General features: G+C 39.9%; 18 protein-coding genes and 1 pseudogene. 15 read left to right on the top strand and 4 right to left on the bottom strand.

Annotated features, from left to right (window positions below; translation table 11 throughout):
• Positions 1 to 103 precede the first annotated feature (103 nt).
• Both FLJC2902T_RS09535 and ctlX read left to right on the top strand, forming a co-directional pair.
• Positions 104 to 1,057 carry an arginase gene (locus FLJC2902T_RS09535; RefSeq protein WP_023579589.1) on the top strand — a complete coding sequence of 318 codons (954 nt, stop codon included), beginning with the start codon at positions 104 to 106 and terminating at the stop codon, positions 1,055 to 1,057.
• 4 nt (positions 1,058 to 1,061) lie between these two features.
• Positions 1,062 to 2,009 (top strand): citrulline utilization hydrolase CtlX, encoded by a 948-nt coding sequence (gene ctlX, locus FLJC2902T_RS09530; RefSeq protein WP_023579588.1) that lies wholly within the window; start codon positions 1,062 to 1,064, stop codon positions 2,007 to 2,009.
• Positions 2,010 to 2,056: 47 nt separating this feature from the next.
• Here the strand turns inward: ctlX and FLJC2902T_RS09525 are convergent, their stop codons facing one another.
• Entirely contained in the window at positions 2,057 to 3,487 is a 1,431-nt protein-coding gene (locus tag FLJC2902T_RS09525) for an SDR family oxidoreductase (RefSeq protein WP_023579587.1), read from the bottom strand.
• A 48-nt stretch (positions 3,488 to 3,535) separates the two neighbouring features.
• Positions 3,536 to 4,159: a MarC family protein gene (locus FLJC2902T_RS09520; protein WP_023579586.1), complete on the bottom strand. Its 624-nt coding sequence runs from the start codon at positions 4,157 to 4,159 to the stop codon at positions 3,536 to 3,538.
• A 232-nt stretch (positions 4,160 to 4,391) separates the two neighbouring features.
• On the opposite strand from FLJC2902T_RS09520, the gene FLJC2902T_RS09515 reads away from it, so the two are divergent.
• On the top strand, positions 4,392 to 4,757 hold the full coding sequence (locus FLJC2902T_RS09515) for a CoA-binding protein (RefSeq protein WP_023579585.1): 366 nt from the start codon (positions 4,392 to 4,394) through the stop codon (positions 4,755 to 4,757).
• Here FLJC2902T_RS09515 and FLJC2902T_RS09510 read toward each other — a convergent pair.
• Positions 4,754 to 6,250 (bottom strand): sodium:solute symporter, encoded by a 1,497-nt coding sequence (locus tag FLJC2902T_RS09510; protein WP_035678193.1) that lies wholly within the window; start codon positions 6,248 to 6,250, stop codon positions 4,754 to 4,756. The two genes, FLJC2902T_RS09515 and FLJC2902T_RS09510, sit on opposite strands and share 4 nt — an antisense overlap.
• An 84-nt stretch (positions 6,251 to 6,334) precedes the next feature.
• On the opposite strand from FLJC2902T_RS09510, the gene recR reads away from it, so the two are divergent.
• From recR to FLJC2902T_RS16505, 9 genes and pseudogenes are all read left to right on the top strand, one after another.
• The gene (recR, locus tag FLJC2902T_RS09505) at positions 6,335 to 6,955 is read left to right on the top strand and encodes a recombination mediator RecR (RefSeq protein ID WP_023579583.1); all 621 of its coding nucleotides are present in this window, start codon (positions 6,335 to 6,337) and stop codon (positions 6,953 to 6,955) included.
• Between the two features lie 83 nt (positions 6,956 to 7,038).
• Positions 7,039 to 7,830 carry a polysaccharide biosynthesis/export family protein gene (locus FLJC2902T_RS09500; RefSeq protein ID WP_035678190.1) on the top strand — a complete coding sequence of 264 codons (792 nt, stop codon included), beginning with the start codon at positions 7,039 to 7,041 and terminating at the stop codon, positions 7,828 to 7,830.
• A 5-nt stretch (positions 7,831 to 7,835) separates the two neighbouring features.
• Positions 7,836 to 10,301 carry an exopolysaccharide transport family protein gene (locus FLJC2902T_RS09495; protein ID WP_023579581.1) on the top strand — a complete coding sequence of 822 codons (2,466 nt, stop codon included), beginning with the start codon at positions 7,836 to 7,838 and terminating at the stop codon, positions 10,299 to 10,301.
• An 86-nt stretch (positions 10,302 to 10,387) separates the two neighbouring features.
• Positions 10,388 to 11,368 carry an SDR family oxidoreductase gene (locus FLJC2902T_RS09490; protein ID WP_023579580.1) on the top strand — a complete coding sequence of 327 codons (981 nt, stop codon included), beginning with the start codon at positions 10,388 to 10,390 and terminating at the stop codon, positions 11,366 to 11,368.
• 3 nt (positions 11,369 to 11,371) lie between these two features.
• Positions 11,372 to 12,760, top strand: a complete 1,389-nt coding sequence (locus FLJC2902T_RS09485) for a UDP-glucose 6-dehydrogenase (RefSeq protein ID WP_023579579.1) — start codon at positions 11,372 to 11,374, stop codon at positions 12,758 to 12,760.
• A gap of 294 nt (positions 12,761 to 13,054) precedes the next feature.
• Positions 13,055 to 14,332 carry a nucleotide sugar dehydrogenase gene (locus FLJC2902T_RS09480; RefSeq protein ID WP_023579578.1) on the top strand — a complete coding sequence of 426 codons (1,278 nt, stop codon included), beginning with the start codon at positions 13,055 to 13,057 and terminating at the stop codon, positions 14,330 to 14,332.
• 4 nt (positions 14,333 to 14,336) lie between these two features.
• Positions 14,337 to 14,900, top strand: a complete 564-nt coding sequence (locus FLJC2902T_RS09475; protein WP_023579577.1) for a sugar transferase — start codon at positions 14,337 to 14,339, stop codon at positions 14,898 to 14,900.
• A 549-nt stretch (positions 14,901 to 15,449) separates the two neighbouring features.
• Positions 15,450 to 16,028 carry a porin family protein gene (locus tag FLJC2902T_RS09465; RefSeq protein WP_023579576.1) on the top strand — a complete coding sequence of 193 codons (579 nt, stop codon included), beginning with the start codon at positions 15,450 to 15,452 and terminating at the stop codon, positions 16,026 to 16,028.
• Positions 16,029 to 16,257: 229 nt separating this feature from the next.
• Positions 16,258 to 16,507 (top strand): annotated as a pseudogene (locus FLJC2902T_RS16505) (IS5/IS1182 family transposase); the annotation flags it as partial.
• Positions 16,508 to 16,649: 142 nt separating this feature from the next.
• On the opposite strand, the gene FLJC2902T_RS09460 reads toward FLJC2902T_RS16505, so the two are convergent.
• Positions 16,650 to 17,942 (bottom strand): OmpA family protein, encoded by a 1,293-nt coding sequence (locus FLJC2902T_RS09460; RefSeq protein ID WP_023579575.1) that lies wholly within the window; start codon positions 17,940 to 17,942, stop codon positions 16,650 to 16,652.
• Between the two features lie 356 nt (positions 17,943 to 18,298).
• Here FLJC2902T_RS09460 and FLJC2902T_RS09455 point away from each other — a divergent pair, with 356 nt between their 5' ends.
• The 3 genes from FLJC2902T_RS09455 (at position 18,299) to FLJC2902T_RS09445 (ending at position 21,315) form a co-directional block, all read left to right on the top strand.
• Positions 18,299 to 18,811, top strand: a complete 513-nt coding sequence (locus FLJC2902T_RS09455; protein WP_023579573.1) for a helix-turn-helix domain-containing protein — start codon at positions 18,299 to 18,301, stop codon at positions 18,809 to 18,811.
• A gap of 105 nt (positions 18,812 to 18,916) precedes the next feature.
• Entirely contained in the window at positions 18,917 to 19,885 is a 969-nt protein-coding gene (locus FLJC2902T_RS09450; protein WP_023579572.1) for an SDR family oxidoreductase, read from the top strand.
• 113 nt (positions 19,886 to 19,998) lie between these two features.
• A complete protein-coding gene (locus FLJC2902T_RS09445; protein WP_023579571.1) occupies positions 19,999 to 21,315 on the top strand; it encodes a nucleotide sugar dehydrogenase in 1,317 nt (438 codons plus the stop codon).
• The last annotated feature ends 23 nt before the right edge of the window (positions 21,316 to 21,338 follow it).

Raw genomic sequence — 21,338 nt, 5'->3', positions numbered from 1 at the left:
TGTCAGAAGCCCGAAAACAACGGGATGACCAGACAATGTATTTGTTTGGAACTGGTTGTTTTAGGGTATTGATAAAGGAAAAATAATAGTAGCGAAGTATACTATGGATAAAAATATTGTTTTTGTAATAAACACATCCGAGATTACGGCCGGTACCCGGGGAGCATCTTTAGGTCCTAATGCCATCATGACCGCAGCCCGGAAAAAAGGAAGTTTTATTTTTGGCGAACATCCAACCGAGAAACTGGAATGTGTAAATGATTTACTTGATAAGGCTAGCCCGCACCAATATGCCAAACGGATTGATGGTTTGGTAAATGTTTATGAAATGCTGGATAGCAAGGTTTCCTCATTGTTGATGAATAATAAATTCCCGTTGATTTTGGCCGCAGACCACGGTTCGGCCGGTGGTACGATTGCAGGAATAAAATCGGCTTTCCCGAATAAGCGTTTGGGGGTGGTTTGGATTGATGCGCATGCTGATATTCATACTCCTTTTACGACACCTTCCGGGAACATGCACGGAATGCCTTTGGCTACGGCTTTAGGAATTGATAATCTGGAATGTAAAACTAATGAAGTTCCGCAGGATACACTTTCATTCTGGAACCAATTAAAACATATTGGCGGTATTTCACCCAAAATCAGTTCTGAGGATTTGGTTTATATAGCAGTGCGTGATACGGAAGAACAAGAAGATACAGTTTTAAGTCGATTGAATATTCGTAATCATAAAGTGGCTGATGTACGTACTAAAGGTATGTCGGAAATACTAAAAGCCATTGATGAACAACTGAAAGACTGCGATTGTATTTACGTGTCTTTTGATGTGGATTCCATGGATCCGGATTTAACATCGCACGGAACGGGAACACCTGTTAAAGATGGTTTAACTCCGGAAGAAGCAAAAGAGATACTGACTCACTTCGCCAAAATGGATAAAACGGTTTGTATGGAAATTGTCGAAGTAAACCCTTGTCTGGATGAAAAGAAAAATACCATGGCCGAAATAACTTTGGATCTGGTCGAATCCATCACGGAAACACTCAAAAAATAAAAGTATGCAACAAACAACAAATACTGTTCTGATGATTCGCCCGGTGGCTTTTCGCAGAAACGAACAAACAACGGAGAATAATTACTACCAGAAAGAAGCGAATGCGCTATTGCCGGCAGCCGCTAATGCAAAGGCACAGGAAGAATTTGATGCTTTGGTTTCCAAATTACGCAGTGTAGGGGTGAATGTTATTGTTGTGGAAGATACTGTAAACACGGATACGCCCGACAGTATTTTTCCAAACAACTGGATTTCGTTTCATCAGAACGGCGATGTAGCTTTGTATCCGATGTTTGCAGAAAACCGTCGTTTAGAACGAAGAGAAGATATTCTGGATCTTCTGGAAGAACAGGGCTTTCATATCGAGCAGATTGTAGATTACAGTTCTGCCGAGGAAGAAGGACTTTTTCTGGAAGGGACAGGAAGTTTGGTGTTGGATCGTGCCAATATAAAAGCCTATTGTGCGCTTTCCTCAAGATCAAACGAGGAACTGATGATTGAGTTTTGCGAAGATTTTGAAATGAATCCCGTTATTTTCGAAGCGTTCCAAACCGTAAATGGAGAGCGAAAACATATTTATCATACTAATGTGATGATGTGTCTGGGTGAAACTTTCGCTGTTATCTGTGCGGATTCCATCGATGATAAGAAGGAACGTAAAATGGTTTTGGATTGTTTAAAATCAGACGGAAAAGAAATTATTCTGATAACGGAAGACCAGATGAGTAATTTCGCAGGAAACATGCTTCAGGTTCGCGGTGCCAATGATAAACGTTATTTGGTTATGAGTACTTCGGCACACCAAAGTTTAACGACGGCACAAATCACGGCCCTTGAAAAACACTGTGAAATTTTAAGTTCCGGTTTGGAAACTATCGAAGCTTGTGGTGGTGGAAGTGCACGCTGCATGATGGCTGAAGTGTTTTTACCGAAAGAGGAAGACGAAGATTAATTTTGATTGGAATACATTCAAGAAAGGCCTTAATTTAAGGTCTTTTTTTATGCCTTGTTTCCGGCAATGTTTTTCAGCATCCCTCCAAAAATAAAATAATGGAAAGGGAGCATGGCATACCAATACAGTCTTCCCCAAAGTCCTTTTGGTCGAAAGGTGGCTGTTTGGTGTAAAATGTTGTTGTCGTCTATTTTAAATTCGAGCCAGGCTTCTCCGGGCAGTCGCATTTCGGCAAAAAGAAGCAATCGTTTTTTGTTTTTATCGGCCAAAAGCACGCGCCAAAAATCCAAAGCAGCACCACTATTCAATTGATTTGGATTGGTTCTGCCTCTGCGCAGACCGACACCTCCAAAAAGTTTGTCAAGAAAACCTCTGATCTGCCACATCCAACTGCCGTAATACCAGCCTTTTTTGCCTCCGATGCTCCAGATGTTTTTTAAGGCATTTTCCGGATTGCCAACTTTTATTTTCTGATGATCGCTTAAACAGCCAAAAGTGGGAACCTGAACGAATTCGGATAAATTATGTTTGAACCTTCCGCTCACCAAACTGTCTTTCCAGCTTGAAATTACCAGATTTTGCTCAATTTTTTTGAAGGCTAATTTTATGGCATCGGTATAAGAGATTGGTTTCATGTTCAGCATTTGTTCCAAACGATTATCTTTGCTGATGACTTCAATTTTCATGCTGTCCACCAGATTCATCGCAAGCTTGTAGGATGTCGATGTGACAAAATACAGCCAGTAGGAAGAAAGTTTGGGTGTCATGACCGGTACCGTTATGATCCGGTTTTTAAATCCGCGGGTTTTAGCATACAGCTGAAGCATTTCTTTATAGGTAAGTACTTCCGGACCGCCGATGTCAAACGACTGATTATAACAGTCTTCGCGGAGTTGTACGCCGATAAGATATTTGATAACATCACGAATGGCAATGGGCTGCGTTCTGGTTAGTACCCATTTTGGTGTAATCATCACCGGTAATTTTTCGCATAAATCCCTGATGATTTCAAAAGAGGCGCTTCCGGACCCCACAATAATCCCGGCTCTTAAAACGGTAAGGTTGAAATTTCCGCCGTATAAGATTTTCTCCACATTTCTTCTCGAACTCAGGTGTTTGGAAAGTACTTTATTGTTTACTATGCCACTCAGGTATACCACTTGTTTTACCTTGATTTCATTCATATAAGCGTTGAAATGATCTGCGGCGACTGTTTCCATTTTGTCGAAATTTTCGGTTGATGACGACATGGAATGAATGAGGTAATAGGCTACATCGATATTTTTTGGAAGGGTTGTAAAGTCAGGTTCGGATAAAAAATCAACTTCCCAAATACTTATTTTGGACAGTGTTTCAGAGTCCAGTCCCAAGCGCATTTTGTCACGGACAGCACAAGTTACCTCATGGCCCTGTGCCAATAGCTCAGGCAGCAGTCTTCGTCCGACATAGCCGTTTGCACCGGTGAGTAAGATTTTCATGGCTTCCTTTTTTCTTTAAAGTTACGAAAAAGGGAAGTGCAACAATTGTTAAATCGATTTGAAAATGTTCATTACCGAAACGCTAATGTATTGAACTCCAATGGCAATTACAATAAATCCGATGATTCTGGAAATGGCTACGATACCCGAAGCTCCTAAAATTCGGGACAGATAATGTGCGCTTCTTAAAATGATAAAAATAGAAATGGCTACGGCTAAAATGGCACCACAAACAATGGCTTTGTCGGCTACTTCAGGGAAATCCTGATAAAAGGCAATCAATAAGGAGATCGAGCCAGGTCCGGCAAGCATTGGGATGGCTAAAGGGGTAAGAGCGATATCATTTCTTTTTTGGGCATCGCTGGTGATTTTTTTATTCAGACCTCTTTTTTTTCCGAAATTCCCACTTAATAAAGCAAAACCCGAACTTACAATCACCATACCACCGGCAATACGCAGGGCATCAATACTGATTCCGAAGAACTTTAAAACATATTCGCCAATAAAAAAAGAGATGATTAATATGATGAAAACGTTAATGGCGGTCCAAAGAGAGGTTCTGGAACGTTCGGCATGACTGTCGTGTTGTGTTAATCCGACAAAAACAGGAACGGCTCCCAAAGGGTTTAATACTGAAAATACGGCGGCGAAAATGTAAACAAATAATTCCATTGGTTTTGTTGCAAAATTAAAGTGATTGTTGCCCGGGAGCGTAAAATTAAAATTAAGGAAAGGTTAATTAACCTTTGTCAAAAACTAAAATACAAAATTGATTTAATATGTAGTTAGTTATTGTTTTTTATTTGTCTGATTTTATTTGTCAATTATTATTGGGTTGTCATCTAATTCCCATCATGTTCATTTCGTTTAAAAAGCGTAATTTTGAAAGAAATTAAGAAATACGATGAAATCGAAAAAAACTTTGGTACTTGGGGCATCAGTAAGACCGGAACGTTATGCGTTTATGGCCGTAAACAGTTTAGTCGAAAAAGGGCATTCCGTAGTCGGGATCGGTCATACCGTGGGCGAAGTGGCCGGTGTGAAAATCCAGACCAAACATATTCCACTTAAAAATATCGACACGGTTACGTTGTATTTAAATCCGGTTCGCCAGCGGGAATACTACAATTACATCGTCGGATTAAAACCAAAACGCGTAATCTTCAATCCGGGAACTGAAAATCCCGAGTTTTACCAACTGCTGAAAGCCAATAATATTAAGGTTGATGTAGCCTGTACTTTGGTTTTACTCAGTACCAATCAGTATTAAAAATGAGTTTGCCCTGTTGCCGGTTTGCTTATTAACAACAACCCGAGTAGTGTTATCACTCCGTTAACAATGATGAGTTCAAAGGAAAATACATAACCGCCAAACCATTCTTTGGAATTCGAATTGATGAAATAAGTAATCAGTGGTGATACGACGCAAACAAGGGGTACGAGTTTGTCGGTAACCGTTTTCGATTTTATAAAAAGTCCGAATCCGTATAATCCCAAAAGTGGTCCGTAGGTATAGCCCGCAACCGTAAAGATCATGGTTACCACCGATTTGTCGTTCAGTGAATTGAAAACCAAGATCACCAAAAACATTAAAAATGAAAACGTAAGATGAACCAAATGTCTTGTTTTTACGGTTTTCATATTATTGGCGTTTTCGGCTTTGTCCATTCCAAGAAAATCGACGCAAAAAGATGTTGTTAAGGCTGTTAAAGCACTGTCGGTTGTGGCGAATGTGGCCGCGGTCAATCCTAACAGGAAGATTACGGCCGGAATGATGCTCAAATGTCTGAACGCGATTTCAGGGAAAAGATAATCCGTTCGGGCAATACCGTCAACCATTGGGATAGCCACGCCATTTTTCTCGGCATACATATAAAGTAAAGCTCCAACGCTTAGGAAGAAAATGTTAATCAGCACAAAAATCCCGGTAAAGGTGAACATGTTTTTTTGTGCTTCGCCGATATTTTTACAACTCAGGTTTTTCTGCATCAGATCCTGATCCAGTCCCACCATTGCTATCGTTACAAAGATTCCGCCGAGAATTTGTTTGATGACATAGTTGCCCTGCAGGTAATCTTCGTAGAAAAATATTTTGGAATAATTACTGTTTTTAACGGCTTCAAATGCTTCAAGTGCACCGAAATCCAGACTTCTGCAAACAAAAATGATTGTTAGGAAAACGGAGGAAACCAGGAAAAAAGTCTGTAGTGTATCGGTTATGATGATGGTTTTCAGTCCGCCGCGATAGGTATAGGCGAAAATCAGTCCAAGTGAAATAAGAACGGTTGCTGCAAAAGGCACATTGAAATCGTCAAAAACATAACGCTGAAGAACAATTACCACCAAATACAAACGAAAGGCCGATCCGATGGTTCTGCTGATCAGGAAAATAATTGCCGAGGTTTTATAACTGACGGTTCCCAGTCGTTGTTCGATATAACCGTAAATTGACGTAAGGTTCATCCGGTAATACAACGGCAGTAGCACTTTGGCAATGATAAGGAATCCGATGGCGTTTCCTAAAATAAACTGGAAGTACTTAAATTGCAGATCCGGATTTCCCACTTCACCCGGAACCGAGATAAATGTAACTCCGGAAAGCGCCGTTCCGATCATTCCGAAAGCCACCAGGTACCATTTCGAATTTTTATTCGCCTTGAAAAAAGTATCGTTACTGTGGTCTTTTTTGCTTACGATGTTGGAAATCAGGATTAAAAGTCCGAAGTAAATGATAATAATGGTGAGTATGGTTGCCGATGTCATTGCTAAAATTTTAGTGTGCCAATTTACACAAATAATCTTCAAATTCTCAAATCGGATAATTTTCAAATTAACTACTTTTGCGTCATGGAATTTTCATCAAAACTTTTAGAAAGAGCAGTCAACGAAATGGCGCAGTTGCCCGGAATCGGAAAACGTACGGCATTACGTTTGGTATTGCATTTATTAAAGCAACCGAAAGAGCAAACGGAGCAACTTACATCGGCCTTGCTTAGCATGCGGGGTGAAATTAAGTTCTGTAAAAAATGCCATAATATTTCGGATGTGGAAGTTTGTGAAATCTGTGCGAACCCTTCGCGTGATGCCTCGCTGATCTGTGTGGTGGAAGACATTCGCGATGTGATGGCTCTGGAAAATACCGGAATGTTTAAAGGACTGTACCATGTTTTGGGAGGGAAAATTTCTCCTATTGACGGGGTTGGTCCAAGTCAGTTGAATATCAGCTCCTTAGTGGAGAAGGTGAAATCAGGAACCGTGAAGGAGATTATTTTTGCACTGAGTTCCACAATGGAAGGGGATACCACCAATTTTTACATCTACAAACAAATTAAAGAATACGGTGTGATTACGTCTGCAATCGCCCGCGGAATTGCCATTGGAGATGAGCTGGAATATGCTGATGAAGTGACGCTGGGGCGGAGTCTGATGCACCGGATTCCGTTTGAGAATTCGTTAAAGAATATGTAACCGTTACTTTTTGGTGTAATATTACTGAATAAGTATAAATATATCGATTGAAAAACTATATTTGTTTTTTTAAAATAAAAATGATGAAAAAAGAATTTTTTCTTTTACTGTTACTTATAGGATTTTCTTCGGTTTCGTGCATCTCTTCAAAAGATCTGACATATCTTCAGAATAAAACTCAGGACAGTTTGTCGGTAAGCGTTCATCCTATTGTTAATAAGCCGTATCGGGTTCAGGTAAATGATATATTGAGTGTTAATATTCGGGCTTTGGATCAGAAGCTGGTAGATATTTTTTCACCGTCTGGGACTCAAGGGACCAGTCAGTCGGAGCAAGCCATGTATTTTGAAGGGTTTACGGTTGATGATCACGGAAATATCAGAATGCCGATCCTCGGAGAACTGAATGTGTTAGGATTTACCCTGGATGAAATACGGTTAAAAGTTGAAAAACAACTGTTAGAGGAATATTTCAAAGAAGAAGCCAATATTTTCGTAACGGTTAAATTGGCCGGACTGAGGTATACAATCAATGGAGAAATCGGAAGTCCCGGAACAAACACATTGTATCAGGACAAGGCTACCATTATGGAGGCTATCGCAAATTCAGGGGATATTACCCTGACGGGAAACAGGAAGGATGTTTCGATTATTCGTCAGTATCCGCACGGTACGGAAACGCATTCCATCGATCTTACGGATGCTAAGGCCATGCAGTCTCCTTATTATTTCCTGCAGCCCAATGATTATATCTATGTTAAGCCGTTAAAACAGAAGTCATGGGGAACCGGAACTACCGGAGTGCAATCCGTAGCGACCATCATTACGGCATTGTCCTTATTTACAACAACGCTTGTGTTACTTAAAAGTCTATAATTGTTATGCTGGATATCAAAGATTTTTCTTTTACAGAAAATCAAAGCAGTTTTGATTTTAAAGGATTCCTGTTAAAAGTTTTAAGCTATTGGAAATGGTTTGTGGTGTCACTAATCATAACGTTCACAATTGCCTACCAGGTTAATATCCGTAAAGAGAAAATTTACGGTATGGAAGCTTCCATTGTCGTTAAAGATGAAAATAATTCCTTTTTTACCTCAAACACCAGTTTAGTCTTTAACTGGGGCGGGGTTTCGGATAAAGTTCAGACGATCATTACGGCACTGAAATCGAGATCGCATAACGAAGCGGTCGTGGAAAAGCTAAATTACTATACGGATTACCTTATTCAGGGAGAATACAGCCTTATTGACGCTTATGGGAGTGTTCCGTTTTATGTGGCAATTGACGAAAGAAAAGCGCAATTGGCCGGTATTCCCATTCAGATAAAATTCCTCAGTCAGAATGAGTATAAACTGACGGTTAATTTCGAAGGTAATCAGGTGGGTACTTTTATTTATGCCACAAATTCGAATTCTACTGCATTGGTTCAGGATACCGAAATTTCTAAAAGATACAAGGTGGGGGAAATGGTTGATTTGCCTTTCCTTAATTTTAAGTTATTTATCAATGAAAATCCGGGGGATTACGTTGGGAATGAGTATTACATCCGATTTAATAATTTTGACGGCACCGTTGCGAGGTATAAGTCAATTAATGTGGATGTTGGGGATAAAGCCGGATCGGTTATCAGTTTAGGGCTTCAGGGAACAAATAAGGCGCGACTTGTGGAATATCTTAATGCAACCGTCGAAATTCTCAAAAAGAAGCAATTAGACGGTAAGAACAGGTTTGCCATAAATACTATTTCTTTTATTGACAGTACGTTGCTTGCGATGGAAGGGCAATTGAAAAATACCGAGAAAGAACTGAAAGATTTCGGACGGGATAAAAACGTGTTTGAACTTGAAGGTGGTGGTGAAAAACTAACGGAACGACTTACGAATTATGATATTGAGCGGGATGCTGTTGAACGTAAGATAGTCTACTATAATTCATTAAACAGTTATCTTAGAAGCAGCACGGATTATTCGAGATTGCCGGCTCCCACTGTGGCCGGAATTGACGATCCGAATATTGTCAGCAATGTTTCAAAACTGATATTGCTTTCCACCGAGCGCTCCGAAAAGGCATATTCTCTTAAAAGTGAAAAGCTCTTTAAGGAATTTGATAAGGACATGGAAGCCATTAAGCAGGTTTTATTGGAAAATATCAGATCTGCTAAAGGGGCGTTGCAATATGATTTAGATCTGATCGACAGAAATATCAGTGAAGCGGAAGGTGTTATAATGAAATTGCCGCAAGAACAGCAGGAGTTATCTAAAATCAAAAGGAAATACGATCTGAATGATAATATATACAACACTTTTTTACAGAAAAGAAGTGAGGCGGATATTGTAAAAGCAGCCAACGTTTCGGATATTGAATTTATTGATTCGGCAAAAGACACGGGAGGTGGACTGATAGGCCCTAAAACGAGTGTTAATTATATTCTTGCGTTGCTTTTGGGCTTTCTGGTACCGTTGCTGATCGTTTTTGCAATTACCCTATTGGATAATACGATTCATACTACCGAAGAAATCGAGCGACTTACTAAAATTCCAATTATAGGTATAATCGGAAAGAAGAATACAGAGAGTAATCTTTCTGTTTTTGATAAACCGAAATCGCCTCTGGCAGAATCTTTCAGGGCCATACGTTCGTCATTGCAATACATGTATAAGAAGCAAAAAGCTGAAGGAACAAAGACTCTGATGCTGACTTCCTCGGTCGGTGGTGAGGGGAAAACCTTCTGTTCCATAAATATGGGGACGGTTTTTGCATTAGGAGAAAAGAAAACGGTAATTGTTGGTTTGGATTTGCGTAAACCCAGAATATTTGGTGATTTTAATATCGAAAATAATGTAGGGGTGGTAAATTATCTCATTGGGCAGAAGTCAATAAGTGAGATTGTTCAAAGTACACACATTCCGTATCTCGATGTGATTACCTCAGGGCCAATCCCTCCAAACCCTTCCGAACTGATTCTTGGTGATTCAATGCGGGAGTTGATTGAAGAATTGAAGACAATGTATGATTACATTATTCTGGATACACCGCCGGTAGGTTTGGTTGCAGATGCGCTGGAACTTGCACAATACTGTGATGCCACATTGTTTGTGACACGTCAGAACTTCACAAAAAAAGCAATGCTTTCCATTGTGAACGAAAAACATAAAAGAGGTGAACTGCATAATATCAGTATACTGTTTAATGACTTTGAGAGCAAGGTTAAGTACGGGTATGGATACGGATATGGGTACAGTTCAGGATACGGATACGGGTACGGTGCTTACGGAAATGGTTATATGGAAGTGGAGCAGCAAAAAACTTTTATAGAGAAAGTAAAAGCTGTTTTGATTAGGAAGTAATTTTTACTGTTGAGCGATGTTTTGACGATGACTTTATCGTAAAAACTTCCTAAAAAGAGTACCTTTGCATCTTATGATTATGAAAAATGTCTGATACCAATTTAACCATTCTTATAACAGGGGGCGCCGGATTTATCGGGTCTAATTTGTGTGAGTACTTTCTTGAGAAAGGCTACAGGGTGGTTTGTCTTGATAATTTTTCGACGGGGTTCAGGCATAATATTGAGCATCTGATTTCAAATTCCGGTTTTCAGTTGATTGAAGGGGATATCAGGGATTATACTACCTGTATGAAGGCGATGGACGGTATTGATTATGTTTTGCATCAGGCGGCTTTAGGGTCGGTGCCGCGATCGATTCAGGATCCGATTACTACCAATGAGGTTAACGTTTCCGGATTTTTAAATATGCTGCACGCTTCTAAGGAAGCCGGAATCAAACGGTTTGTGTATGCGGCGAGTTCTTCGACTTACGGGGATTCGGAAAGTCTTCCCAAAGAGGAGGAGGTCATCGGGAGACCGTTATCGCCTTATGCCATTACCAAGTATGTCAACGAATTGTATGCCGATATTTTCAGTAAGACCTATGGCGTGGAAACCGTCGGTTTGCGGTATTTCAACGTTTTCGGACGGAAGCAGAATCCCAACGGCTCATATGCTGCGGTAATTCCTAAATTTGTGATGCAGTTAATGCAGCATGAAAGTCCTGTAATTAACGGAGACGGGAATTATTCAAGGGACTTTACTTATATCGATAATGTGCTTCAGATGAATGAGCTGGCTATGCTGACGAATAATCCGGAGGCCATCAATACCGTGTATAATACTGCTTTCGGCGACCGGACCACGCTGAACGACCTGATAGGTTATCTGAAAGAGTTTCTTTCGGAATTCGATCCGGAAATTGCCGGAGTTACCGTTGTTCACGGGCCCAACCGAATGGGGGATATTCCGCATTCCCTGGCCAGTATCGAAAAGGCACAAAAACTATTAAATTACAATCCGCAATACTCTATTTCACAAGGGTTGAAAGAAGCTGTGAAGTGGTATTGGGAAAACCTTAAATAAAATATGATAAAGACTATTTGTTGTATCGGAGCCGGATATGTAGGAGGGCCAACCATGGCTGTTATCGCTCAGAAATGTCCGCATATCAAAGTAACGGTTGTCGATCTGAATGAGAAGCGAATTGCCGCATGGAACGAAGCTAATACCGATAATATTCCTGTTTACGAACCGGGGTTAAGTGCCATAGTGGCGGAAGCTCGTGGCAGAAACCTGTTTTTTTCCACAGAAGTGGATAAAGCCATTGAAGAGGCAGACATGATTTTTATTTCGGTAAACACTCCAACCAAAACTTATGGTGTCGGAAAGGGTATGGCTGCCGATTTAAAACACATCGAATTATGTGCCCGTCAGATTGCCCGTGTGGCAAAGACCGATAAAATAGTGGTTGAAAAATCGACGCTGCCGGTGCGTACCGCCAGTGCTATTAAAGATATCCTGGATCATACCGGAAACGGGGTTCAGTTTCAGATACTTTCCAATCCGGAGTTTTTGGCTGAAGGTACTGCTGTAGCCGATTTATTGGCACCTGACAGGGTGTTAATCGGTGGTGATACTACGCCTGAAGGGCAAAAAGCGATACAGTCCCTGGTTGACATTTATGCGAACTGGGTTCCTCAGGAACGTATTTTAACTACGAACGTATGGTCATCTGAATTATCAAAACTAACGGCTAATGCCTTTTTGGCGCAACGTGTTTCTTCCATTAACGCGATGAGTGAATTGTGTGAAAGAACCGGAGCCGATGTTAATGAAGTGGCACGTGCCATAGGAATGGACAGCCGAATCGGATCGAAATTCCTTAAGTCCTCCGTAGGTTTCGGGGGGTCGTGCTTTCAGAAAGATATCCTGAATCTAGTGTATATCGCTAAAACTTACGGATTGAACGAAGTCGCGGATTATTGGGAGCAGGTAATCATCATGAACGACCACCAAAAACGTCGTTTCGCCAAAAATATCATCAGTACGTTATACAATACGGTTTCCGGAAAGAAAATTGCCTTTTTGGGCTGGGCTTTTAAAAAGGATACCAACGATACCCGTGAATCAGCTGCGATTTATGTTGCTGATGACCTGTTGAGTGAACAAGCCCATATTTCTGTTTTTGATCCGAAAGTGAAAGAGGACCAGATTTTATCCGACTTAAATTATCTTGAAACCCGTACGGATACCGAGAATAAAAAAGGAATTGTTGCAGACGAAAATCCTTATTCAGCTTGTAAAGATGCTCATGCCATAGCAATATTGACAGAATGGGATGAGTTCAGGGATTACAATTGGCAGCAAATTTACGACGGTATGTTAAAACCGGCTTTCGTATTTGATGGTAGAAATTTATTAGATAAAACGGAACTTGAGAAAATCGGATTTGTTTATCAGTCCATCGGATCATAAACTAATAAACACAGTGGTCTTCTAGCAAATTGTTTCGGTATAACAGACTGAAAATTTAGGGTGTAGAACTTAATTTATTTGCCACAAATTACACAGATTAGCACGAATTAATCTTTGGAAATTTTCTTCTTCAGTTTTCTCTGCTCGTGTATGTAACTCGGGGTAAATTTTTTGAAGCTGTGGCCGTCAAAAACGGTTCACGAAAAATTTAAATGCAAACTATTACCCTGAGTAAGTGAGAGTGTGCTTAAATTCGTAGTTTTAAATTATTTTTGAGACCAATATAAAAACAGCATGAGTATAAAAATTGCCGTCATAGGATTAGGCTATGTTGGTTTGCCTCTGGCAAGATTGTTCGCTACAAAATATCCCGTAGTAGGCTTTGATGTGAATAAAACCCGGATTGAAGAACTTAATAAAGGTATTGATGCTACTTTGGAAGTGTCAAATGATGTTCTGAAAGCTGTTTTGGTTGAAAAATCATCGGATGCCAACGGACTTTATTGTTCGGCTACCTTAGAAGATATCGGCGATTGCAATTATTTTATCGTTACGGTTCCAACACCTGTTGACAAAAACAACCGACCTGATCTGACTCCGTTGTACAAAGCCAGCGAAACAGTTGGTAAAGTATTGAAAAAGGGAGATGTTGTTATTTATGAATCGACTGTATACCCTGGTGTTACGGAAGAAGAATGTATCCCGGTTCTTGAGAAAATTTCCGGACTGAAATTCAACATCGATTTTTTTGCAGGGTATTCACCCGAGCGCATCAATCCTGGAGATAAGGAGCATACCATAGAAAAAATATTAAAAGTCACTTCGGGTTCCACACCTGAAATCGGACAAAAAGTGGACGCGTTATACAAAAGCGTTATCATCGCCGGAACGCATCTGGCACCCACCATAAAGGTAGCCGAAGCCGCTAAGGTCATCGAGAATTCCCAACGCGATATCAATATTGCTTTTGTGAACGAACTGGCAAAAATATTTAATATCCTTGATATTGACACGCATGCCGTATTGGAAGCAGCCGGAACCAAATGGAATTTTCTGCCTTTCAAACCCGGATTGGTAGGTGGGCACTGCATCGGTGTGGATCCGTATTATCTGGCGCAAAAAGCTCAGGAACACGGATATCATCCTGAAATCATTCTTGCCGGACGTCGTTTGAATGACAGTATGGGGGACTATGTGGCAGCACAGGTGGTAAAGCTGATGATCAAGAAAAACATCAAGGTAAACGGTTCTAAAATCCTTATGTTGGGAATTACGTTTAAGGAAAACTGTCCGGATGTGCGCAACACCAAGGCGGTAGATGTGGTTTCTGCCTTAAAAGATTATGAGGCCGACCTGACCATTTATGATCCGTGGGCGAATCCTGCGGAAGTAATGCACGAATACGGACTGGCAACCACTACGGAGGTTCCGGACGGGAAATTTGATGCGGTGATTTTAGGTGTGGCACATAAAGAGTTTCTGAATTTGGATTTCGCTTCGCTGCAAAAGGAAAACAGTTTGCTGTATGATGTGAAAGGTGTTTTAAAGGAATTGGCTGACGGAAAGTTGTAATCGGATGGGAAAACGCCTTTTCGATATCGTGTTTTCGCTGATTGTCCTTCCGCTATTGTGTTGGCTTCTGTTTTTGGGATGGATTTTGGCTGTGGCGGATACTGGAACCAGCGGTTTTTTTCTTCAAAAAAGGGTCGGCCGGTATGGAAAATTATTTACCATCATCAAACTTCGGACAGTTCGTAAAAGCAAGGTTGGGGTGACTTCGATATCTAAAACCGGTGCTTTTTTACGGAATTCCAAAATTGATGAACTTCCACAATTGATCAATGTTTTAATTGGGCAGATGAGTATAGTGGGGCCGCGACCTGATTTGCCGGGGTATTATGATACTCTTGAGGGGGAAAACCGAAAAATACTTGAATTACGTCCCGGACTTACCAGTGAGGCTTCCATAAAATATTGCGATGAAGAACAGCTTTTAAACAGGAAGGAGCAACCTTTGCAGTATAACGATGAGGTGATTTTTCCGGATAAGGTGGTTTTAAACCTGCACTATTATTACAATCGTTCTTTTTTGGGCGATATTCTTATTATTATCAGGACGGTGTTGTGTAAATGGATTTAACTGAAATCCGGCAGTTTCTGACAGGAAAATAAACGAGTGCTTCTTTTTGATTTTGTTGATTGTATTTCTTCCTTCTACTTATGCTTTTGAAATTCTTAATGAGCCGTTCCTTGCTAACAGGTTAGAGATTTATGTTTGCTTTTACGGAATCAGGTAATGGATTTATCATAATAAGTTTGGTTTTGTATTTTTTTACTTTTTTGGTTGAAAAATCTGCTTTTTTTAATATAAATTTATTATTTTTGCCGCTCGTTTGTGAAAAATCACACTTGTCACTCGCTTCGTGTGATAAAAATCGTTTGGTTTTGAAGCGTTTTTTTGACAGGGTTACTATGGACGTGTTTTAGAGGCTTGGCAGGCATAACGAAAGGGGTGTTTTAGTTGAGTCGGTAACCGGGTTTTTGGCAGTAATGAAAGGAGATGTATATGGATATGCCCGTAGCACTTGTCGTTTTTGTGGGTATAGTGTAAAGCGGGATGGAGAAAAGGAGAATTAGGAGTTTGAATTTTTTATGTAATCTAATTATATTGTTATTTAATTTTTATTTTATGAATATGAAAAAAGCTATTGCTTTAGTTTTGGTTTTAACTGCCACGATCGGTTTTTCGCAAGAAGAACAAAAATTACAAGAAGAAAAAAAATGGACATTCGGAGCCGGAGTTAACTTTATTGATAACACGTCAACCGGAGGAGATGGTTACTTAAATACTTCCCAATGGAATATTTTGCCATGTGTGTCGACTTTTGGTGTTGAGCGTGACTTTTCTAATGGATTTTCCGCAGATGCCCGACTATCACTGAATGAATTCGAGGCAGAAAACATGCAAAATGGTACTGTTATTACCCGCGATGTAACCTATGTTGCTTTTGATGCCGCAGCCCGTTATACTTTTGATCAGCACCTTTTTGATGCAGAATGGTTTGATGCAACCGCTGTAGCCGGTGCAGGTTTGTTTTGGGTTGACGGACAAAACAATCAGTCTGGTAATGTGGGTATGGCTTTTGATTTTTGGTTTCAGCCTGCATTAGGATTGCGTTTGCAGACCTTAGGAAAATTTGCCTTTGAAGAAGAGACTTTAGGGAATAATCATTTACAGCATTCGTTGGAATTTATCGTTAAGTTCTAATATTACTTATAGTATTGTAAAAGAGGCTGTCTGAAAAGGAGGCCATTGAAAAAGACCTTTGCGTTTAAAGTGTAAAAAAGGAGTAGAGAACTAATAGTTTCTACTCCTTTTTTTGTGTCTTAAGGCTTATAAAGAAAGAGATTTAGGGGTTAATTCAATAACAAAAGATCCAATTTAGCGAGTATTGAGGATTGTACGATTTAATTATCTCGTCCTCCAAGATATCCTTCATCGCAAAATCAACGAATGGATAGATTTTACCTTTATTTATAGCGAATTGGTTATAAGTATTGTTCCAACAATGGGTGTATGGCAGTACGTTCCATTCGCATGCGTCAATATTTGCTGTTAAAACAATCGGCACTGTTTCAGATGTGGATGTCGTCGAACGTTCACGATATGTTATGTCCTTTAAGTGTTTTCCGGATATGGTACCCGAAGATGAGGTGATCAATTCTGGCCCATTTACTAAATTCCGAAATCAGAAGTAGTTGGAAATAAAAAAGCGGTTACACAAAAATCTTGTTTTGCATAACCGCTTACTAATGTTTAATTTTTAAAGAGAAACTTTTTCAGTACCCTCATTTTGAGAGATGGTTTCTTTTTTATGTGTACGTGTTTTTATTTGATTAACTCAAAAGAAACTCTTCTTGAAAGTTGAAGACCTGTTTTATTTTTGGCTCCTCCCATAGTTGTGTCAACTCCCACACCAAGAACTTCGATTCTTTTTGCGTCTATACCGGAGTATATAAAGAAGTCGGTAATATTCTGAGCCCTTTTTTGCGCCAATTCTTTATTCATGTTCTCATCCCCGGTTACATCTGCAAACCCTTTCACTTTTACTTTAGCTTCAGGATTATTTCTAAGGAAATTAAGAATGTAATAAATGTTATTTGCAGAAGCCGCAGTTGGTGTTTCTTTGTTGGTGTCGAAGAACACATTTACTATGCCTGCTTTGATTAGATTTTCGAAGTGTTCTTCTTCAGATTCATCTGTATTGTTACCTCCTTTTTTTCTGTTTGATTCCAATTCGTCAGGAATTCCGTTTTTGTTTACATCAATGGCTCTTCCTTTGGTGTCTACTGTTACACCACCAGTGGTTCTTGGTTCTACATCTAAATAATCAACAACTCCGTCTCGGTCAGTGTCCTGAAGCATTACTTCGATATCATCAATTTTTCTTTGTAATTCCTTAGCTTTTAATTCGTTAGGATCCTGCTTTTGCTTCCAGTCGCCATGTCTTTTATCGCTACCCAATGAATACGAAAGACCTAAAGAAAAGGTAGCCATTTTGGCGTAAGAATTATTTGAAGGGTTGGCATAGGTGCCGTTCCATGTTAATTCTTGACTGAAATATGCCGCCATACTAACGTCTGCTAAGACAGCCAATTTAGGAGCGATTCTGTACTGCGGTGTTATACCGGCAGTGAATCCATACTTTAATTCATTTACATCGTAATTTGCAGCTGTTTTTGAAGTAAAGCTGGCCATCTGCATTCCACCGTGTAGCAGTAACCCAAATCTGTTTTCTGTGTCGATATCCAGAATTCTGGCTGCATTAACAACCCCCTGAAGGCCTATGTGAAACTGATTGGTTTCGAAAGGCAGACTGTTCTCGTCGCTTTCGGTAAATTCATTATACCCCATATCCAATTTCAGACCAAACTTCGGATTAAACATGTAACGTATGCCTAAATCAAAACTGTTGATCTTAAGACTGCCAAAGGTGCTTCCGGGGTCTTCTGAATAATAGCCGGATTCAAACGGATGTAATCCTCTGTTTTTTCCAAACATAGCATCTACTGACCATCGGTTGAAAGCTGATACTGTATCAATGTCTTTTTTCGGTTCGTTTTCCTGAGCATTTGCCTGTAAGACAAAAAATAGGCTTGTAATAAATAATATTTTTTTCATTTTTCCATGATTAAGGCGGCAAAATTATACTTTTTTTTAATCTTCAGTGTTTTTTTTATGTGTTTTTTCCCTATAAAAATGTGCAAGGGATTTGTGAAAGAAATAGAAGTTAATCCTTTATGGTAAAGGTTTGACGGGAAGTATGGGAGTGTTTTTTTTTAATGCATTGATAGTCAGTATTTATGAGGATTATCTTAAAGGGATGGGTAGTGAAAGTATACCCGGTTTGTAGAGATCGTACTTTAATCGGATTGTTATAAAAATAACTGAAATACTGTTTTTTAGAGGGATTTTTTTAAAAGATTCTTGCAATTAAAGAATAAACGAGTACTTTTGTTGCTCGTTTTTTTACTACTATGTTAGATACTTTGATTACCTCAAAAACCCGTGTTCGTTTATTGGTGAAGTTCTTCATGAACGTTGCCAATGAAGGTTATCTGAGAGGTTTGGCAGAGGAGTTTAACGAATCGACCAATGCCATCCGCAAGGAACTGAATCATCTTACCGAAGCCGGCTACCTTGAAAAAGAGGCGATTCAGAACAAAATTACCTACAAGGCCAATTCCCGACATCCTCTGTTTGATATTCTTCAAAAAATGGTGCGCCAACACTTAGGTCTGGATGCCATAGTGGAAATGATATTGGATCGTATGGGGGATGTACAAAAAGTGATGGTTATTGGTGATTACGCGAAGGGGAAGGACAGTGGAATCATTGAAGTTGTAATAGTTGGAGCTGCTTTGAATACGGATTATATCGATCAGCTGGCAGGCAAAATAGAACAAGAAATAGGACGTAAGGTGGTTTTTTATGTTAAGGGAAAGTTTGAAGGGGCTGGAATGACGGTGTATGCGAAGGTGAGTATGTGAGTTGAAAATAGCAGGAGTCTAAAGATGATAATAAACAGTGGGAAGGACAAATTCGGAACGGAAACTCTTGTAATCTAAAATAAACAAGTATAAAATAAGAGAATAATGAAGAAAATAGTAATCACAGGAGGAGCTGGATTTATTGGGTCAAATCTGTGTGAGTATTTTTTGTCCAAAGGGCATGATGTGACTTGTCTTGATAATTTTGCTACGGGTCACCGCCATAACATTGAGCACCTTTTTCAGTATCCCAATTTTACTTTGATAGAAGGTGATATCCGTAATCTGGAGGATTGCCATAAAGCAACTGCAGGTAAAGATGTTGTGCTGCATCAGGCGGCTTTGGGTTCGGTTCCCCGTTCTATCAATGACCCAATTACCTCTAATGATGTTAATGTATCCGGTTTTTTGAATATGTTGGTTGCGACCAGAGATGCGGGAGTAAAGCGTTTTGTATACGCTGCCAGTTCTTCAACCTATGGCGATTCTGAGGTCTTGCCGAAAGTGGAAGAGGTTATCGGGAAACCGCTTTCACCTTATGCGATTACCAAATATGTGAATGAATTGTATGCCGATATTTTCAGCAAGACATACGGAATTGAAGCCATCGGTCTGCGTTATTTCAATGTTTTCGGTCGAAAACAAGATCCAAACGGAGCTTATGCAGCCGTAATTCCGTTGTTTGTAAAACAATTCATGAAATACGAGAGTCCGATAATCAATGGTACCGGTGATTTTTCACGTGACTTCACCTATATCGACAATGTAATTCAGATGAATGAATTGGCCATGTCTACTGATAATCCGAAAGCAATCAATACCGTCTATAATACCGCTGTGGGTGATAGGACTACTCTTAATCAGTTGGTGGGTCATTTAAAAGAATTTTTAGCAGAAAAAGATCCGGCTATTGCGAATGTTGAGGTAATTTATGGTCCTAACCGTAAAGGAGATATCCCTCATTCTTTGGCATCGGTGGATAAAGCTAGAAAATTATTGGGGTATGAACCCAGTCACACTATAAGGGAAGGATTAAAAGAAGCGGTGCATTGGTATTTGGAGAATCTTAAGTAGTGATTAGCCAAATGGCAAAAGGTAATAGTGAGATGTAAAGTCGAATAACCAAATAAACGAAAAGTTGAGCAATCTTCTTAAAGTATAAAACTTAGGACTAAAGCAAAAAAGGAATGAAAAAAATAGCAGTAATAGGATTAGGATATGTAGGCTTGCCATTGGCAAGGTTGTTTGCAACCAAATATCCGGTTGTAGGATTTGATATTAACCACAAGAGGATAGCGGAACTGAACGCGGGTACCGACAGTACCCTAGAGGTGTCAGATGAATTATTAAAGAAGGTTTTAGTATCAGGCTTTGGTGGTTCAAATGCTGAAGAAGGTGCAGCTGATGTTTTGGTAGCGACAGAGAAAGGTCTTTTATGCTCCTCTACTATTGAAGATATAGCCGATTGCAATTATTATATAGTGACTGTACCGACTCCTGTGGACAAGCACAACCGTCCCGACCTGACTCCTTTGTATAAATCGAGTGAAACTGTAGGGAAAGTGCTTAAAAAAGGCGATATCGTGATTTATGAATCTACGGTATATCCGGGAGTGACTGAAGAAGAATGTGTGCCCGTTTTGGAACGTGTTTCCGGATTGAAGTTTAATGTGGACTTTTTTGCAGGTTACTCGCCGGAGCGTATCAATCCAGGAGATAAGGAACATACGGTAGAGAAAATATTGAAGGTGACTGCTGGTTCCACTCCGGAAATTGGAGAAAAAGTAAACGATTTGTACAAAAGCGTGATTACGGCCGGGACGCATTTAGCTCCGACAATCAAGGTGGCTGAAGCAGCTAAGGTAATTGAGAATTCCCAGCGTGATATTAATATTGCTTTTGTAAATGAGTTGGCTAAAATATTCAATCTGATGAATATCGATACGCATGCTGTTTTGGAAGCAGCCGGAACAAAATGGAATTTCCTTCCTTTTAAACCGGGATTGGTGGGAGGTCACTGCATAGGTGTGGACCCTTACTATCTAGCCCAAAGAGCCGAAGAATTTGGCTACCATCCTGAAATTATTCTGGCTGGTCGTCGCATGAACGACAGTATGGGGGAATACGTCGCTTCACAGGTGGTAAAACTGATGATTAAAAAAGGTGTCAGTGTTAATGGCGCTGAATTGCTGATGTTGGGAATCACCTTCAAGGAAAATTGTCCTGATGTACGCAATACCAAAATAGTGGATGTGATTGCCGCTTTGGGTGATTATGGAATTACCATAACCATTTATGACCCTTGGGCAAATCCTGAAGAGGTGGAGCATGAGTACGGTTTAGAGACAACAACTGTTTTGCCAAATCAAAAATTTGATGCCGTGGTTTTGGGAGTGGCTCATAGGGAGTTTTTGGATTTGGATCTAGCTTCTTTACAAAAAGGGAATTGTGTTTTGTATGATGTGAAGGGAGTTTTGAAGAACAGTATAGATGGGAAATTGTAATCAAATATATATTGGTTGATTTT

Origin of the sequence: Flavobacterium limnosediminis JC2902 (genome assembly GCF_000498535.1) — a bacterium.
GTDB lineage: Bacteria > Bacteroidota > Bacteroidia > Flavobacteriales > Flavobacteriaceae > Flavobacterium > Flavobacterium limnosediminis.
Note: the sequence above shows the minus strand (reverse complement) of the source record. Positions and strands in the feature narration are given on the sequence as shown.

Excerpts from the sequence above, each read along its gene's own strand:
- FLJC2902T_RS09535 (WP_023579589.1), top strand. The coding sequence starts at position 104 with ATGGATAAAAATATTGTTTTTGTAATAAACACATCCGAGATTACGGCC.
- ctlX (WP_023579588.1), top strand. The coding sequence starts at position 1,062 with ATGCAACAAACAACAAATACTGTTCTGATGATTCGCCCGGTGGCTTTT.
- FLJC2902T_RS09525 (WP_023579587.1), bottom strand. The coding sequence starts at position 3,487 with ATGAAAATCTTACTCACCGGTGCAAACGGCTATGTCGGACGAAGACTG.
- FLJC2902T_RS09520 (WP_023579586.1), bottom strand. The coding sequence starts at position 4,159 with ATGGAATTATTTGTTTACATTTTCGCCGCCGTATTTTCAGTATTAAAC.
- FLJC2902T_RS09515 (WP_023579585.1), top strand. The coding sequence starts at position 4,392 with ATGAAATCGAAAAAAACTTTGGTACTTGGGGCATCAGTAAGACCGGAA.
- FLJC2902T_RS09510 (WP_035678193.1), bottom strand. The coding sequence starts at position 6,250 with ATGACATCGGCAACCATACTCACCATTATTATCATTTACTTCGGACTT.
- recR (WP_023579583.1), top strand. The coding sequence starts at position 6,335 with ATGGAATTTTCATCAAAACTTTTAGAAAGAGCAGTCAACGAAATGGCG.
- FLJC2902T_RS09500 (WP_035678190.1), top strand. The coding sequence starts at position 7,039 with ATGAAAAAAGAATTTTTTCTTTTACTGTTACTTATAGGATTTTCTTCG.
- FLJC2902T_RS09495 (WP_023579581.1), top strand. The coding sequence starts at position 7,836 with ATGCTGGATATCAAAGATTTTTCTTTTACAGAAAATCAAAGCAGTTTT.
- FLJC2902T_RS09490 (WP_023579580.1), top strand. The coding sequence starts at position 10,388 with ATGTCTGATACCAATTTAACCATTCTTATAACAGGGGGCGCCGGATTT.
- FLJC2902T_RS09485 (WP_023579579.1), top strand. The coding sequence starts at position 11,372 with ATGATAAAGACTATTTGTTGTATCGGAGCCGGATATGTAGGAGGGCCA.
- FLJC2902T_RS09480 (WP_023579578.1), top strand. The coding sequence starts at position 13,055 with ATGAGTATAAAAATTGCCGTCATAGGATTAGGCTATGTTGGTTTGCCT.
- FLJC2902T_RS09475 (WP_023579577.1), top strand. The coding sequence starts at position 14,337 with ATGGGAAAACGCCTTTTCGATATCGTGTTTTCGCTGATTGTCCTTCCG.
- FLJC2902T_RS09465 (WP_023579576.1), top strand. The coding sequence starts at position 15,450 with ATGAATATGAAAAAAGCTATTGCTTTAGTTTTGGTTTTAACTGCCACG.
- FLJC2902T_RS09460 (WP_023579575.1), bottom strand. The coding sequence starts at position 17,942 with ATGAAAAAAATATTATTTATTACAAGCCTATTTTTTGTCTTACAGGCA.
- FLJC2902T_RS09455 (WP_023579573.1), top strand. The coding sequence starts at position 18,299 with ATGTTAGATACTTTGATTACCTCAAAAACCCGTGTTCGTTTATTGGTG.
- FLJC2902T_RS09450 (WP_023579572.1), top strand. The coding sequence starts at position 18,917 with ATGAAGAAAATAGTAATCACAGGAGGAGCTGGATTTATTGGGTCAAAT.
- FLJC2902T_RS09445 (WP_023579571.1), top strand. The coding sequence starts at position 19,999 with ATGAAAAAAATAGCAGTAATAGGATTAGGATATGTAGGCTTGCCATTG.